Annotated in this window: 18 protein-coding genes; 12 read left to right on the plus strand and 6 right to left on the minus strand. The window is 74.4% G+C overall.

Annotated features, from left to right (window positions below; genetic code table 11):
• From IG88_RS39635 to IG88_RS0136745, 5 genes are all read left to right on the plus strand, one after another.
• On the plus strand, positions 1–294 hold a 294-nt coding region (locus IG88_RS39635; RefSeq protein ID WP_031050903.1), incomplete at its 5' end, for an LPXTG cell wall anchor domain-containing protein.
• The gene (locus tag IG88_RS0136730; protein WP_031050906.1) at positions 291–914 is read left to right on the plus strand and encodes a class F sortase; all 624 of its coding nucleotides are present in this window, start codon (positions 291–293) and stop codon (positions 912–914) included. The genes IG88_RS39635 and IG88_RS0136730, both read left to right, overlap by 4 nt.
• Positions 915–976: 62 nt before the next feature.
• The gene (locus tag IG88_RS0136735; RefSeq protein ID WP_003975205.1) at positions 977–1,468 is read left to right on the plus strand and encodes an RNA polymerase sigma factor; all 492 of its coding nucleotides are present in this window, start codon (positions 977–979) and stop codon (positions 1,466–1,468) included.
• Positions 1,452–1,985: a hypothetical protein gene (locus tag IG88_RS0136740; RefSeq protein ID WP_031050908.1), complete on the plus strand. Its 534-nt coding sequence runs from the start codon at positions 1,452–1,454 to the stop codon at positions 1,983–1,985. The genes IG88_RS0136735 and IG88_RS0136740 overlap by 17 nt, the downstream gene beginning before the upstream one ends.
• Complete coding sequence (locus tag IG88_RS0136745; RefSeq protein WP_031050911.1) at positions 1,982–2,335, plus strand: DUF952 domain-containing protein; 354 nt, start codon at positions 1,982–1,984, stop codon at positions 2,333–2,335. The genes IG88_RS0136740 and IG88_RS0136745 overlap by 4 nt, the downstream gene beginning before the upstream one ends.
• A 2-nt stretch (positions 2,336–2,337) precedes the next feature.
• Here IG88_RS0136745 and IG88_RS0136750 read toward each other — a convergent pair whose 3' ends face one another.
• The 4 genes from IG88_RS0136750 to IG88_RS0136765 form a co-directional block, all read right to left on the minus strand.
• A complete protein-coding gene (locus tag IG88_RS0136750; RefSeq protein ID WP_031050914.1) occupies positions 2,338–2,664 on the minus strand; it encodes an SCO5918 family protein in 327 nt (108 codons plus the stop codon).
• A gap of 62 nt (positions 2,665–2,726) precedes the next feature.
• Positions 2,727–4,331 (minus strand): DEAD/DEAH box helicase, encoded by a 1,605-nt coding sequence (locus IG88_RS0136755; RefSeq protein WP_031050917.1) that lies wholly within the window; start codon positions 4,329–4,331, stop codon positions 2,727–2,729.
• 265 nt (positions 4,332–4,596) lie between these two features.
• Positions 4,597–4,800, minus strand: a complete 204-nt coding sequence (locus IG88_RS0136760; protein ID WP_003975209.1) for a cold-shock protein — start codon at positions 4,798–4,800, stop codon at positions 4,597–4,599.
• Between the two features lie 337 nt (positions 4,801–5,137).
• On the minus strand, positions 5,138–5,722 hold the full coding sequence (locus IG88_RS0136765; RefSeq protein WP_031050921.1) for a TerD family protein: 585 nt from the start codon (positions 5,720–5,722) through the stop codon (positions 5,138–5,140).
• A 130-nt stretch (positions 5,723–5,852) separates the two neighbouring features.
• On the opposite strand from IG88_RS0136765, the gene IG88_RS0136770 reads away from it, so the two are divergent.
• The 3 genes from IG88_RS0136770 to IG88_RS0136780 all read left to right on the plus strand — a co-directional run bounded on the left by IG88_RS0136770 (position 5,853) and on the right by IG88_RS0136780 (position 8,455).
• Positions 5,853–6,473, plus strand: coding sequence for a glyoxalase (locus tag IG88_RS0136770; RefSeq protein WP_031050923.1), 621 nt, complete (start codon positions 5,853–5,855; stop codon positions 6,471–6,473).
• Positions 6,474–6,566: 93 nt separating this feature from the next.
• Positions 6,567–7,856, plus strand: a complete 1,290-nt coding sequence (locus IG88_RS0136775) for a phosphatase PAP2 family protein (protein WP_031050925.1) — start codon at positions 6,567–6,569, stop codon at positions 7,854–7,856.
• A 167-nt stretch (positions 7,857–8,023) separates the two neighbouring features.
• Positions 8,024–8,455 (plus strand): ATP-binding protein, encoded by a 432-nt coding sequence (locus IG88_RS0136780; protein ID WP_031050926.1) that lies wholly within the window; start codon positions 8,024–8,026, stop codon positions 8,453–8,455.
• A gap of 18 nt (positions 8,456–8,473) precedes the next feature.
• On the opposite strand, the gene IG88_RS0136785 is transcribed toward IG88_RS0136780, so the two are convergent.
• Positions 8,474–10,015, minus strand: a complete 1,542-nt coding sequence (locus IG88_RS0136785; RefSeq protein ID WP_031050929.1) for a GAF domain-containing SpoIIE family protein phosphatase — start codon at positions 10,013–10,015, stop codon at positions 8,474–8,476.
• A gap of 259 nt (positions 10,016–10,274) precedes the next feature.
• Between IG88_RS0136785 and IG88_RS0136790 the strand changes: the two genes are divergently transcribed.
• Entirely contained in the window at positions 10,275–10,628 is a 354-nt protein-coding gene (locus tag IG88_RS0136790) for an ArsR/SmtB family transcription factor (RefSeq protein WP_031050932.1), read from the plus strand.
• Between the two features lie 15 nt (positions 10,629–10,643).
• Here the strand turns inward: IG88_RS0136790 and IG88_RS44010 are convergent, their stop codons facing one another.
• Entirely contained in the window at positions 10,644–10,799 is a 156-nt protein-coding gene (locus tag IG88_RS44010; protein WP_199807544.1) for a DUF6126 family protein, read from the minus strand.
• Between the two features lie 142 nt (positions 10,800–10,941).
• On the opposite strand from IG88_RS44010, the gene IG88_RS0136800 reads away from it, so the two are divergent.
• The 3 genes from IG88_RS0136800 to IG88_RS0136810 all read left to right on the plus strand — a co-directional run bounded on the left by IG88_RS0136800 (position 10,942) and on the right by IG88_RS0136810 (position 13,270).
• Complete coding sequence (locus tag IG88_RS0136800; RefSeq protein ID WP_031050935.1) at positions 10,942–11,565, plus strand: carbonic anhydrase; 624 nt, start codon at positions 10,942–10,944, stop codon at positions 11,563–11,565.
• 214 nt (positions 11,566–11,779) lie between these two features.
• The gene (locus tag IG88_RS0136805) at positions 11,780–12,298 is read left to right on the plus strand and encodes a toxin-antitoxin system HicB family antitoxin (RefSeq protein ID WP_031050938.1); all 519 of its coding nucleotides are present in this window, start codon (positions 11,780–11,782) and stop codon (positions 12,296–12,298) included.
• Positions 12,299–12,427: 129 nt separating this feature from the next.
• On the plus strand, positions 12,428–13,270 hold the full coding sequence (locus tag IG88_RS0136810; protein ID WP_031050940.1) for a DUF4097 family beta strand repeat-containing protein: 843 nt from the start codon (positions 12,428–12,430) through the stop codon (positions 13,268–13,270).
• Positions 13,271–13,411: the final 141 nt, after the last annotated feature.

A 13,411-nucleotide genomic window follows, 5' to 3' on the forward strand; every position in this document is an offset into this window, starting at 1 on the left:
ACCCCGGCCCCCTCCGCCCCCGCCGCGAGCCCCACGGTCGCGCCCACCGAGGCCACCCCCGAGCCGTCGGTCAGCGTCCCGGCGGAGGAGCCGACCCGGGCGCCGTCCGCCGCGCCCGCCGACGGCCAGGTCTCCGTCGTGCCCGAGGGCGCGGCCGACACCGGTGTGGCCGGGCCCGCCGACACGACGGGCACCGACTGGGCGCCGGCCGGTGCGGGCGCCGGCGGGGTGCTCCTCGCGGGCGGCGCCGTGCTGTTCGTCGTACGCCGTCGACGGGCGGCGACCGGCGCATGACGCCGCGCCCCGGTCACGCGCTCGCCACCGCCGCGCTGGCCGCGCTGCTCGTCGGCTGCGGCGGCCAGGGGGACGGCGGCGCCGCTCCCGCCCCCTCGGCGACCGCGACGGCCGCGGCACCGCCCGCGCAGGCACCCGCGAAGCCGGTACGGCCCCTGGCGCGTTCGGTACCGGTGGGGCTGCGCATCCCCGCCATCGGGGTCGACACCCCGGTGATGAGCCTCGGGCTGGCGTCGGACGGCACGGTGGAGGTCCCGCCCGTCACGGACGACGACCGCGCCGGCTGGTACCGGCACTCGCCGACCCCGGGCCAGGTGGGGCCGTCGGTCCTCCTCGGCCACGTCACGGTGGGCCGGTACGGCGACGGGGTCTTCCGGCACCTCGCGCGGCTGCACCGCGGCGACCGGATCGAGGCCCGCCTGCGCGACGGCGCGTCCGCCGGGTTCACGGTCACCGCCGTACGGACGGTGGCCAAGGCCGACTTCCCCACCGACGACGTCTACGGGGACGTGGCGGGGCCGGAGTTGCGGCTCATCACCTGCGGCGGCCCGCGCGACGGCGAGGAGTACCGGGACAACGTGATCGTCTTCGCCGAACTGAGCACCACCAAGGGCGCGTAGCGCCACCCCGAGGCGCGCGGAGCCCCTGCCCGTGCCGCACACCCCCACGACCATGGAGAGCGTTGAAACGGTCCCGTGACAGGGCGGCGTCCGAGCTGTTCGCCGCCCTGTACCCGCGCCTCGCCGGCTGGTGCCGCCGTCTCGTCGACGACGACGAGACGGCCCACGAGATCGCCTCGGAGGCGTTCACCCGGCTCTGGGCCCGCTGGACGTCCGTGGAGGAGCCGCGCGGTTTCCTCTACGTCACCGCGGCCAACCTCGTCCGGGACCACTGGCGCAAACTGGAGCGCGAGCGCCGGGCCGTGCGCCGGGTCACCGCGGAGGTGGCGGTGCGCCCGCACCCCGAACAGGCCGACCCCTCGGTCCGGTTGCTGGTGCAGTCGCTGCCCGAGCGGCTGCGCGTGCCGATCCTGCTGCACTACTACGCCGACATGCCGATCCGGGAGGTGTCCGTGCTGACCGGACGCAAGGAAGGAACCGTCAAGGCCGACCTGCACGCGGCCCGCGAACTGCTCCGCGTCCACCTGAGGAGAAGCCTTGACCACACGCCTTGAGGACGAGATGGACGAGCCGGGGTCCGGGCCGGACGGCGACGATCCGCTGCTGGTCGTCCTGCGCCCGGACGCAGGCTTCCTGGGCCCGCCCCCGGGCCGCTACGAGGCGGTCCGCCGCGCGGCGTCCCGCCGGCGCCTGCTGCGTGCCGTCGCCGGTGCCGCCGCGACCGCTGCCGCCGCCGCCCTCATCGTGCTGCCGCTGCACTGGGCCTCCCCCGCCCCGCCCGCGCACCCGGCGCCGCCGCTGGCCCCGGCGCCCGCGCGGCCCACGCCGGAGGCCACACCGAGCCCGGCACCGTCCCGCGACTCGACCCGCTCGCCCGACCCGGGCCCCGCACTGCCGACCGAGGCCCCCGGCTCGGCCGCGGCCACCCCGTCGCCCTCCGCACCTCCGGCCGCGCCGGACGACCCGCCCGCCCGGCGGACTGCCTCCGGTGCGCCCCGGACCGCGGAACCCACGTCCCCGGCGCGCGACCTCGTGCCCCAGGACGGCCCGGCTGCTACAACGGGCCGATGATCTACCACGTGGTCCCGCTCGCCGAGTGGAACACCGGCCCGGACCGGCCGTACGCGCCCGCCTCCCTCGCCACCGACGGCTTCGTCCACTGCTCGCCCGACGAGGCGGCCACCCTCGCCGTTGTCAACGCCTACTACCGCGGCGCGCCCCGTCCCCTGGTGGCGCTGCTGCTGGACGAGGACCGGCTCACCGCGCGGTGCGTGTGGGAGGCGCCGGACCCCGCTCCGCCGCCCGGCGTCGCCGCCGGGACGCTGTTCCCGCACGTGTACGGCCCCGTCGACCGCGAGGCGGTCCAGCGTGTGCTGGAGGTCCGCTGGGACGACGGGGGCCGGGCCACGCGGCTGCTGTGACCTCAGAGTTCCCGGGGCGCGGTGGAGCCGCCGAGCAGCGCGGACGCCGTCTCGACGGCCGTGGCGGCGGGCGCCTGGGGCGCGGGCTCGGCGCCGGGGGCGGGGTGGCAGGTGAAGCCGAGGCGGGTCATCGCCCGGGTCACCTCGGCGCCGGAGAAGTCGCGCCGGTCCTGCCGGGTGACGACCTCGCCGACCTGCTTGACGGGGTAGCGGCGGCGGCCGATCGTCACGGACTCACCGGTGACGGGCTCGGGCGTGACGCCCTTCATCGAGTCCAGCACCCCGCTCTTGGTGAGGTCGAACGGGTACCGGGCGATGACACAGCGCATGTTGCCTCCACAGGGGGAAGGGAACGGACGGGATCCGTTCCCGGGGACGTGCCAGGAGTGTCCTAGGCCGCCGAGCCGGTTGAACCGGATGAACCGGACGAGCCGCCGGCGGACGGGCGGCGCGGCCTGCGGCGCGGGGCTTCGCCGGCGGGGCGCCCCTGGCCGGTGCGGGACTGCCCGCCGCGGGACTGGACCGCACCGGCGCGGTTCGACCCGCCGGACGCCCCGGCCCCCTGCCCGCCGCCGCGTGCCGAGGAACGGCCCCGGCGTCCGCGGGACGAGGAGCCCGCGCCGGAGGCGGCACGGCGGGGCCGCTCCACCACCGGTGCGGCGATGACGACGGGGACTCCGGAGGGGGCCTGCGCACCGGTGATGCGGGCCAGCTCCGCCTCGCCCGAGGCGACCGGGGTGACCTGCGGGGTGATTCCGGCCGAGGCCATCAGCCGCGTCATGTCGCGCCGCTGGTCCGGCGTCACCAGCGTGACGACACTGCCGGACTCGCCGGCCCGCGCGGTGCGGCCGCCCCGGTGCAGGTAGTCCTTGTGGTCGCCGGGCGGGTCCACGTTGACGACCAGGTCGAGGTTGTCGACGTGGATGCCGCGGGCCGCGACGTTCGTCGCCACCAGTGCCGTCACCTGCCCGTCCTTGAACTGGGCCAGCGTCCGGGTGCGCTGCGGCTGGGACTTGCCGCCGTGCAGGCCGGCCGCGCGCACGCCGCTCTTCAGCAACTGCTTCACCAGCCGGTCCACCCGGTGCTTGGTGTCGAGGAACATGATGACCCGGCCGTCGCGCGCGGCGATCTCGACGGTGGTGCGCTGCTTGTCCTCGTCCCGCACGTGCAGCACGTGGTGCTCCATCGTGGTGACGGCACCGGCCGACGGGTCGACGGAGTGCACCACCGGGTCGGTCAGGTAGCGGCGGACCAGTTTGTCGACGTTGCGGTCCAGGGTGGCCGAGAACAGCATCCGCTGCCCGTCCGGCGCGACCTGGTCGAGCAGCGCGGTGACCTGCGGCATGAAGCCCATGTCGGTCATCTGGTCCGCTTCGTCCAGGACCGTGATCGTCACGTCGCCGAGGGCGCAGTCGCCGCGATCGATGAGGTCCTTGAGCCGTCCCGGCGTAGCGACGACGACCTCCGCGCCGGAGCGCAGCGCCCCGGCCTGCCGCCCGATCGACATGCCGCCGACCACGGTGGCCGACCTGAGGCCCACGGCACGGGCGTACGGGGTGAGCGCGTCGGTGACCTGCTGGGCCAGCTCACGGGTGGGCACGAGGACCAGAGCGAGCGGGCGCCGCGGCTCGGCGCGCCGGCCGGCCGTGCGGGCCAGCAGGGCCAGGCCGAAGGCGAGCGTCTTGCCCGAGCCGGTGCGGCCGCGGCCGAGCACGTCCCGTCCGGCCAGGGAGTTCGGCAGGGTCGCCGCCTGGATCGGGAACGGCACGGTCACGCCCTGGTCGCCGAGGGCGGCCAGCATGCGGGCGGGCAGGTCGAGTTCGGCGAAGGTCTCGACGGCGGGCAGCGCCGGGGTGACGGTCTTGGGCAGGGCGAACTCGCCGCCCTGGGGCGCGGCGGCCGGACGGCGGCCGGAGGCGGGGGAGCGGCCGGCCGAGCGGGAGCGCCGGGGGCCGTCGCCGAAGCGCCGGCGGTCGTTGGTGCGTGTGCGGTTCATGGGGAACCCTCCTCGATACGGCACGTATCGAGGGAGACCCGCAGCGGACGAGCGGCGCAGGGAATCGCAAGAACGAGCCGGCCCGGTCGATTTCGGCGCGGAGGGCCGGTCGGACCGGGAGAATTGGTGAATGCGGAAAACGCGGTGAAAGCGAATGTGCGGGGCGGAAACCGTGCCCCGCGGGGCGCCGTGCGCCCGGAAACGTCGCGAGCCGGGGCCCGCACCCCAAGGTGCGGGCCCCGGCTGCGGAGTGTGCGCGAGGGCGTCAGGCCGGGGTGATGTTCTCGGCCGTCGGGCCCTTCTGGCCCTGCGCGATGTCGAAGGTCACCTTCTGACCCTCGAGCAGCTCGCGGAAGCCCTGGGCGTTGATGTTCGAGTAGTGGGCGAAGACGTCGGGGCCGCCGCCGTCCTGCTCGATGAAGCCGAAGCCCTTTTCGGCGTTGAACCACTTCACGGTGCCGGAAGCCATGTTTTCTCCTTCGGTACGGTGCTCGGAGTTCACCCTGTGTGCACTCCGGTCGCCGCGATGATCACCCCGTCGGAAAAAACCTTCAGGCAACCACAACTGCAACTTCCCTCGACAGTAGCACGCCGTGATCGGGCGGGTGCCGGCGATAATCCGGGCCCGGACGGCCGCCGGGGAATATTCCCCGGACGAGGGCCGGTTTTCCGGCCTGCGCGGCGGATTCGGGGGTGTGCGGGGTGCGGACGCCGCCGTACCGAGACAAAGGACACGTCGGGCGGACACGGGTGCGCGACGGGGTTGCGGACGGGCGTCGGCGTCGGCGGCGTACTCCTGCTTGCCCCTACTTGCTGACCGCGAAGCGCATCAGGGCGTGCTCGTCGCCCTGCTTGATCTTGCCCGTCTCGTTGATGACCTCCAGTTTCCAGGAGCCGCCGACCCGCACGGCCTTGGCGACGGCGCAGCCGTTGTCCTGGGTGAGCAGGCTGGGCCAGATGTCGGCGACCTGCTCCGAGCTGCCCCCGGTCGCGTCGTAGACCTTGAAGCTGATGTTGCGCGCCTTCTGGAAGGAGCTGCCCTTCTTGTACGCGGCGGCCACGAACACGATCGACGTGATGGGGCTCGGGAGCCGCGCGAACTCGACGGTCACCGTCTCGTCGTCCCCGTCCCCGTGACCGGTCTGGTTGTCGCCGCTGTGCAGCAGCGAACCGTTGCCCATGGGGTCGAGCGAGTCGAGTCCGGCCAGGCGCACCGGGTCCCCGCCCTGCATGGCGACGGCGATCAGGTCGAGGTCGGTGCCCTGCTTGCGCCGCAGCTTGCCGAGCACTCCGCCGCTGCTGCCGGCGGTGGGGTCCCAGGAGACGCCGATGGACAGGTGTGTCACCCCGTCCAGGTCCGCGGGGCCGCCTTCCTTGGTGAGCGTGATCATGTGTGGGTCATCCTCCGTGGTCGTGCCTGTGGGGCAGAGTCTGCCTCGCGCCCGGACGTTTGGGCAGGGCGGGGCGGTCCGTCAGTTTTCGAGAAGCACCGGGGACCCGCCCGCTCCTACCGTCCGGGGCATGAACTCCATCGACGCCGTCACCCTCGAAGTGGCCGACACCGAGGCCGCCGCCCGCTTCCGCACCGACGCCTTCGGACTCGACGGGTCACGGGTGCGCCTGCGCGCCTGCGACAGCCCGACGACCGGGTTCCGCGGCTTCACGCTGTCGCTCGTGGTGGCCCAGCCCGGCAACGTCGACGCCCTGTTCACCGCCGCCGTCGACGCCGGCGCCACCGTCCTCAAGCCCGCCGCGAAGTCGCTGTGGGGCTACGGCGGGGTCGTCCGGGCCCCGGACGGCACGGTCTGGCAGATCGCGACCTCGGCGAAGAAGGACACCGTCCCGGTCACCCGCGACGTGGACGAGATCGTGCTGCTCCTCGGCGTCGAGGACGTCAGGGCCTCCAGGCGGTGCTACGTCGAGCAGGGTCTGACCGTGGGCAAGAGCTTCGGCGGGAAGTACGTCGAGTTCGCCGCCGGGCCGGGCACGGTCAAGCTCGCCCTGTACAAGCGCCGCGCCCTCGCCAAGGTCGCGGGCGTGCCCGCCGGGGGCACCGGCTCCCACCGCCTCGTCGTCTGCGGCGGCACCCGTCCCTTCACCGACCCCGACGGCTTCGTCTGGCAGCCGGAACTCCGCCCCTGATCCGTTAGTTTCCTGTGCATGTCATCACGGGAAACACCGCGAATACCCGGGCGCCGCACACCCGGGCGCCGGGCGCGGGCGAGACTCTGGGCCGTGGCGGGAGTGGCGACCCTCGCGTTCCTCATCGCGCTGGAGATCGCCGCGCGCCGCTACGGCCTGCCGGGGCCGATGATCAACCAGGCCAAGGAGTTGGTGTTCGCCCCCGCCTCGGGGCCCCTGCTCTACGCCGGTCTGGCACTCACGATGGTGGTCCTGACCTGGCGGGAACGGTTCGTCGCGGCGGCCGTCGCGGTCGGCATCGACCTCGCCGTCGCGCTGGTGCGGTGGGCGGCGGACGCCACCGCCTCCGGCAGCCACTCCTTCGGCAACGGCGCGCTGTGGGCGGTCCTGGGCTGCGGGGTCGTCGCGGTGACCCGGCGCACCGGCCCGGAGCGGATCCTCCTGCTGAAGGGCGTCGGGCTCGGCCTGCTGCTGGTGGCCGGCCGCAAGACCGGCGACGCCTGGCTGCTGATCACCTCAAAGACCCGCCCGGACGTCCTCGACCCGTACGTCGCGACCGCCGACCACGCGCTGGGCAACCCGTCCTGGCTGGTGGGGCGGGCCGTCGAGGCCACGGGACCGGTCGGTGAGCACCTGCTGGACTGGGTCTACGTCCAACTCGCGGTGGCCGCGGTCGTCGTGGCGCTCCACCAACTGCGCAAGGTGGCCGCCGAGCGCCGGTTCCCGCGCCACCACCTGGTCCGCACCTTCCTGTTGATAGGTCTGCTCGGACCGGGCATCTACATGATCTTCCCGGTGGTCGGCCCGGTCTTCGCCTACGGCACCGGCGCCTTCGGCACCGGCGGCGAGGAGTGGGCGATCGCCAACCTGTGGCCGCACACACTGCCGCCGGTCTCCGCGCCGCAGCCGTTCACCTACGACGGGGTCACCCCCCGCAACTGCATGCCGAGCCTGCACACGGCGTGGGCGACCGTCATCTTCATCCACTCCCGCAAGGGGCCGCGCCTCCTGCGCTGGGCGGGGACGTTCTGGCTGGTCGCCACGCTCACGGCGACGCTGGGCTTCGGCTACCACTACGCCATCGACCTCGTCGCCGGCGTGGTCTTCGCGGTCACCGTCGAGGCGGGGCTGCGCGCGCTGGACCGCGGCTGGGACCGGTCGGGGGTCCTGCTGGTGGCCCACGGGGCGCTGGTGTTCGCCGCGATCCTGGCGGCGACCCGCTTCCTGCCGCTGGAGATGGCCCGGCACCCGTGGGTCTTCGGGCCGCTCCTGCTGCTGTCGATGGCCTCGGTGGTCCACGGCTACGTGCGGACCACGAGGGGGTGGGAACCGGTGACCGCGGCGGCGCCGCCGCGTCCGGAGCCCCGGCTCGAGGCGGCCTGAGGGCGGCACAGGGGCGGCAACGGGGGCGAGGGGGCGACGGAGGGGCGACGGAGGAGCGACGGAGGGCTCGCACGTATGGTGAATTGCGAAAGTTTGCAAGTCGTTGGATGCTGAGGGACCGGGTCCGCAGGAAGCCGCCGCGGACCGGGTTCCCCCGTGGAGACGCGATGAGCTTCCTGCTCCGGACGACCCTGCCCCACCGGCACATGCTCACCCTGCCGACGGCACCGGCGGCGGTCCGGGTGGCCCGGGAGACCGCCGAGCAGGCGCTCGCCGAGTGGGGGGTGAATCCCGGGCACCCCGTGGTGGCGCCCGCCCTGCTGATCCTGAGCGAGCTGGTCACCAACAGCGTCCGCCACGCGTCCCCGCCGAGCGAGCAGGTGACCGTCACGTACGCCGCCGGCGCCGACCAACTGGCCTTCGCCGTGCACGACCGGCACCCCCACCAGCCCCGACTGCCCGACGCGGGCACCGGTGGCCGCCGGACGGGGGGTCTGGCGACCGTCGTCGAACTCGTCGGCGCCCTGGGCGGCACCGCGGTGGTCCGGGGCGACGGCGACGGCCGGGGCAAAAGCATCTGGGTCACCCTTCCGCTGTGAGGCGGGACGCGGCCGGCTTCACGCGGAGCCGTAGCCCGTCAGGGGCGGGGTGCGCAGGGCGATGACGGCCTTGTCGTCGTGGCCGTCACCGGTCCGGTGGGCGATCAGGGCCCGGCACAGGTCGTCGGGCTCCAGCCCCGCCAGCCGGGAGGCGGTGACGGCCAGGGCGTCCAGGCCCCGGTCCAGCGGCTGTCCGGGGACCTCCACGAGGCCGTCGGTGAACAGGACGACGGTGCTGCCCACCGGAAGCGGCCGGCAGTGGTCGGGCCGCGGCAGCTCGGGCGCCACCCCGAGGGGGAGTCCGGGCTCGACGTCCAGGTAGCGGACCCGCCCGTCGGGCAGCAGCACCAGCGGTGGCGGGTGCCCCGCACTGGACCACCGCAGCTCCCACGCGCCGTCGGCGGGCTCCAGGCGCGCGAGGAGCGCCGTGGCGACGGGGGCCTCGTCCAGGGCCGCGTTCATGATCCGGTCGAGCCGGGCGAGGGAGGTGCCGGGCGAGGCGCTCGGCTCGTAGTACAGGGCTCGCAGCATGTTGCGGATCTGCGACATGTCGGCCGCCGCCCGCAGGTCGTGCCCCACGACGTCCCCGATCACCGCCGCGCAGGCCCCGCCGGGCAGCAGCACGGCGTCGTACCAGTCGCCGCCGACGGCGGCGGGCGCGCTCGCCGGACTGTAGGCCGCGCCGGCGGAGAAGGGGCGCAGGTCCGGCAGGCGCGGCAGCAGCAGCCGCTGGAACTGCTCGCCGCTGCGGCGGACCTGCTGGTAGAGGCGGGCGTTCTCGATCGCCACGCCCGCCGTGCCGGCCAGCGTGCGGATCACGCCCTCGTCGTGGCGGTCGAAGGGCTGACCGTCCTTGCGTTCGGAGAGGTAGAGGTTGCCGTAGATCCGGCCGCGGGCACTGATCGCCACCCCGAGCAGGCTGTGCATCGGCGGATGGCCGGGCGGGAAGCCGGCCGACTCCGGGTGGCGGGAGATGTCCTTGACCCGCAGCGGCTCGGGGTGGTGGATCAGGTGCCCGAGCAGGCCCCTGCCCCTCGGCAGCTCCACCCCCTCCAGGTCCGCCAGCTCCTTGGTGGTGAGCCCCAGCGGGATGAACTCCTCCAGGAGCCTGCCCTCCTGGTCGAGGACGCCCATGGCCCCGTAGCGGGCGCCGACCAGGTCCATGGCGGTGCGCACGATGCGGCGCAGCACCGTGGGCAGCTCCAGCTCGCCGGTGATGTTCACCACGGCCTGGAGCAGCTCCTGCAGGGTCCGCTGGGCGCGGGCCAGGGCGTGCAACTGCTCGCCGATCCGGTCCAGGTCGGAGGTGAGCGGCAGATCGAGGAGGGAGGCGTACGGCTCGCCGGGGTCGTCCGCGGGGCCGCCCCGGCCGTACCCGGGGACCCGGCCGTCCGCGGGGTCCTGGCCGTCCGACGGGCTTCGGCCGCCGGCGGGGTCCTGGCCGTCCGACGGGCTTCGGCCGTCCGCGGGGTCCTGGCCGTCCGCGGGGCCTCCGGCGTCCGCGGGACCCTCGTCGGCCGAGGACGCTCCCTCCGGTGGGCGCCGCCTGTCCTCCGCCATCGCGCCTGCCTCGTTTCCCGCCGTGCGGATCCGTCCTGGGCCACTCTGACCCGCCGCGCGCGGCCGTGCCGCCCGGTCGCAGCCGGTCGGAGTACACGCGGCACCGTCCGGACGGGCCGGGGTGCGTCCCGGCGGATTCGGTCCGGCGGGCGGCTCGCGCGAGGATGGACGGCATGCTGATGAGGACGGGACGGACGCGATGCGCCCGGAGCGGGTCGACCGTGGCGCGCCGCCGCGCTGCGAGAAGGGGGAGGGCACGATGAGCACGCCGCTGTACCAGTTGAAGGCGGAGTTCTTCAAGACACTCGGCCATCCGGCGCGCATCCGCGTCCTGGAGCTGCTGAGCGAGCGCGAGCACGCGGTGGCGGAGATGCTGCCCGAGGTGGGGATCGAGCCGGCTCACCTGTCCCAGCAGCTCGCGGTGTTGCGCCGGTCGAACCTCGTCGTGTCCCGCAAGGAGGGGTCGACGGTGTACTACTCCCTGACCAGCCCGCAGATCGCCGAGCTGCTCAGGGTCGCGCGCGGCATCCTCTCGGGCGTGCTGGCCGGGCAGGCCGAACTGCTCGCGGACCTCCGGGCCGGACAGCCCGAGCCGGGACCGCCGCCGGCGTAGCGGCGGGGCGCCCGGTCACTTGTGGGCGTGCTCGCCGACGTAGAAGAGAAGCCAGATGAAACCGGCGAGCAGGTGCGTGCCGAAGATGTAGAAGCCCGCCCGGAGCGCGACCCCCCGCTCGAACCGGCGCTCGCTGTTGTCGCTGTCGTTCCGTGCGGGGGAACCGGCCATCCCGGCCACCTCTCGTCCACCGTGTCGTCCACCGTGGGATGGATATGGTCCTGAGCAACTGATGAATTGCTAAATTCGGCAAGTCTTTTCCACTGTATACCGCCTGCGCGGCCTCCCGCCCCCGGCCCAGTACCGTGCACTCATGCCTGATCTGACCCCTTCCTCCCCCGCCGAGGCCTACGCCGCCCTGCTCCAGGGCAACGCCCGCTTCGTGAGCGGTGACCGTCTGCACCCCAACCAGGACGCCGACCGCCGGTCGGAACTGGCGCCGCGGCAGCATCCGTTCGCGGTGCTCTTCGGGTGCTCGGACTCGCGGCTCGCGGCCGAGATCATCTTCGACCGGGGGCTGGGCGACCTGTTCGTGGTGCGCACGGCCGGCCATGTGGCGGGCGCGGAGGCGCTGGGCAGCGTCGAGTACGGCGTCAAGGTGCTGGGCGCACCGCTCGTGGTGGTCCTGGGGCACGACTCCTGCGGCGCGGTCACCGCGGCCGCTGAGGCGGAGCGCGGCGGCGCGGCACCGGTCGGGTACCTCGGGGACGTCGTGGAGCGGGTGATCCCGAGCGTGCTCGCGGCCCGTGCCCTGGGCGGCACGGAGATCGACGAGTTCGTGGACGAGCACATCCGCCGCAGCGTGGACGGGATCGTGGGCCGCTCGGCGGTGCTGGCGAACGAGGTGGCCGCCGGCCGCTGCGCGGTGGTCGGCCTGTCCTACCGCCTGGCCGAGGGAACGGTGAAGCGCGTGGCCGCCCAGGGGCTCCCGGAGTAAACCCGCCGGACTCCGTGCCTCATTGGTCCGCGCCTCCGCGCCTTGGCGCCATCGTGGCGCCAATAGTGCCATCGCGGCGCCAATGGTGGCGCCACGGAGCGCGGCAGCGACATGGCGGCATTTCCGCTGGTCGTGGGCGGGATGTGGGTGGCGATCCCGCCCGTGGCGCCAACAGGGCTTGCGAGTGACACCATGGTGGTGCCATCATGGCGCCATGGACCTCGCCCCGTATGTCGACACCCTCCGTCGTGAACTCGCGGTGGCCGCCGAAGCCGGTGGCCCCGATGCCCGCGAGCTGGCCGAGCGCCTCGTCGCTCCGCTGGAGTCGGCGACCCGCCTGACCCTGCTCAACGTGCTCTCCGCCGCGATGGCCGAGATCACCCGCGACCTGGCCCCCGGCTCCGTCGACGTACGGCTGCGCGGGCTGGAGCCGGACTTCGTGGTGACGCCGCCGCCCGTCGAGGGCGGTGGCTCCGCGGAACCGCCCGCGCCCGTCGAGACGCTCAAGGCGCCGGTCCCCGCCGACGCCGACGAGGGCGGCACCGCCCGCGTCAACCTGCGCCTGCCGGGCCACCTCAAGGCGCGTGCCGAGGAGGCCGCGAGCCGCGAGGGGCTGTCCGTCAACGCCTGGCTGGTGCGGGCCGTGTCGGCCGCGCTCGACGGCGCCGGCGCGCCGCGTCCGCCGGAGCGGGTCCGCGACGTCGGACAGAGCCTCACGGGCTGGGTGCGCTAGCCCGGCCCGGGGCCGGGCCCGCAACCGGGTCCGCGCCCGCGTCCGCGCCGGCGAGAGAACCGCAGCACGGCGCTCACACCATGTCCCACCAGCGGGGACACCCCACAGACTCACGAGGACGGTACAGCCATGCCTTCTTTCGACACTCCACGACCCATCGCGGTGACCGCCCACGTGGGCGCCGGCTCCATCCGGTTCACCGCGGGCGACCGGCCCGACACCGTGGTCGAGGTGCGGCCCGGCGACCCCGGGCGGGACAAGGACGTACGCGCCGCCGAGCAGACCGCGGTCTCCTACGTGAACGGCCTCCTGACGATCAGCACGAAGGAGCGCCGCCTCGTCGGCCCCACCGGCGCGGTCGACGTGACGGTGGAACTGCCCGCCGGATCGCGCGTCGACACGGACGGCGCCTGGACCCAGGTCCTCGGCGAGGGCCGGCTCGGCGAGGTCCGGGTGAAGACCTCGGGCGGCGACGTCCGCCTGGACACGGCGGAGGCGCTCGAGGTCACCGCCTCCCACGGTTCGGTCACCGTCGACCGGGTCGAAGGGCCGGCGGAGATCACCACCAGCTCGGGCAGCGTGCGCGTCGGCGTCATCGACGGCGCGGCCGAGCTGAAGAACTCGCACGGCTCCACGACCGTGGGCGCCGCACTCGGCGAGCTGAGGGTGCGCAACGCCAACGGCGACATCAACGTCGCCCACGCCGGGTCCTCGCTCACCGCGACCACCGCCTACGGCGCCCTGCGGGTGGACGAGGTGACCCGTGGCGAGGTCCGGCTGGAGACCTCCTACGGCTCCATCGAGGTCGGCGTCCGCGAGGGCACGGCCGCCTGGCTCGACGTCCGTTCGAGCGGCGGGCAGGTGCGCAACACCCTCACCGCGTCCGACGGCCCCGCCGAGACCGAGGAGGCCGTCAAGGTCCACGCCCGCACCCGGTACGGCAACATCGACGTCCGCCGCGCCAAGGTCTGAGCGCCGCCGGGCCCCACCGCCGGTCGCCCGGCAGCTCCTCGCCCACCTTCTTCGCCCCGCCTCTTCGCCCGGTCTCTCCCCCCCCCGGGCCTCTTCGCCCCGCCTCTTCGCCCGGTCTCTCCCCCCCCCGGGCCTCTTCGC

The sequence above is a fragment of the Streptomyces sp. NRRL F-5650 genome (assembly GCF_000721365.1).
GTDB lineage: Bacteria > Actinomycetota > Actinomycetes > Streptomycetales > Streptomycetaceae > Streptomyces > Streptomyces ardesiacus.

Excerpts from the sequence above, each read along its gene's own strand:
- IG88_RS0136730 (WP_031050906.1), top strand. The coding sequence starts at position 291 with ATGACGCCGCGCCCCGGTCACGCGCTCGCCACCGCCGCGCTGGCCGCG.
- IG88_RS0136745 (WP_031050911.1), top strand. The coding sequence starts at position 1,982 with ATGATCTACCACGTGGTCCCGCTCGCCGAGTGGAACACCGGCCCGGAC.
- IG88_RS0136750 (WP_031050914.1), bottom strand. The coding sequence starts at position 2,664 with ATGCGCTGTGTCATCGCCCGGTACCCGTTCGACCTCACCAAGAGCGGG.
- IG88_RS0136755 (WP_031050917.1), bottom strand. The coding sequence starts at position 4,331 with ATGAACCGCACACGCACCAACGACCGCCGGCGCTTCGGCGACGGCCCC.
- IG88_RS0136760 (WP_003975209.1), bottom strand. The coding sequence starts at position 4,800 with ATGGCTTCCGGCACCGTGAAGTGGTTCAACGCCGAAAAGGGCTTCGGC.
- IG88_RS0136765 (WP_031050921.1), bottom strand. The coding sequence starts at position 5,722 with ATGATCACGCTCACCAAGGAAGGCGGCCCCGCGGACCTGGACGGGGTG.
- IG88_RS0136770 (WP_031050923.1), top strand. The coding sequence starts at position 5,853 with ATGAACTCCATCGACGCCGTCACCCTCGAAGTGGCCGACACCGAGGCC.
- IG88_RS0136780 (WP_031050926.1), top strand. The coding sequence starts at position 8,024 with ATGAGCTTCCTGCTCCGGACGACCCTGCCCCACCGGCACATGCTCACC.
- IG88_RS0136785 (WP_031050929.1), bottom strand. The coding sequence starts at position 10,015 with ATGGCGGAGGACAGGCGGCGCCCACCGGAGGGAGCGTCCTCGGCCGAC.
- IG88_RS0136790 (WP_031050932.1), top strand. The coding sequence starts at position 10,275 with ATGAGCACGCCGCTGTACCAGTTGAAGGCGGAGTTCTTCAAGACACTC.
- IG88_RS44010 (WP_199807544.1), bottom strand. The coding sequence starts at position 10,799 with ATGGCCGGTTCCCCCGCACGGAACGACAGCGACAACAGCGAGCGCCGG.
- IG88_RS0136800 (WP_031050935.1), top strand. The coding sequence starts at position 10,942 with ATGCCTGATCTGACCCCTTCCTCCCCCGCCGAGGCCTACGCCGCCCTG.
- IG88_RS0136805 (WP_031050938.1), top strand. The coding sequence starts at position 11,780 with ATGGACCTCGCCCCGTATGTCGACACCCTCCGTCGTGAACTCGCGGTG.
- IG88_RS0136810 (WP_031050940.1), top strand. The coding sequence starts at position 12,428 with ATGCCTTCTTTCGACACTCCACGACCCATCGCGGTGACCGCCCACGTG.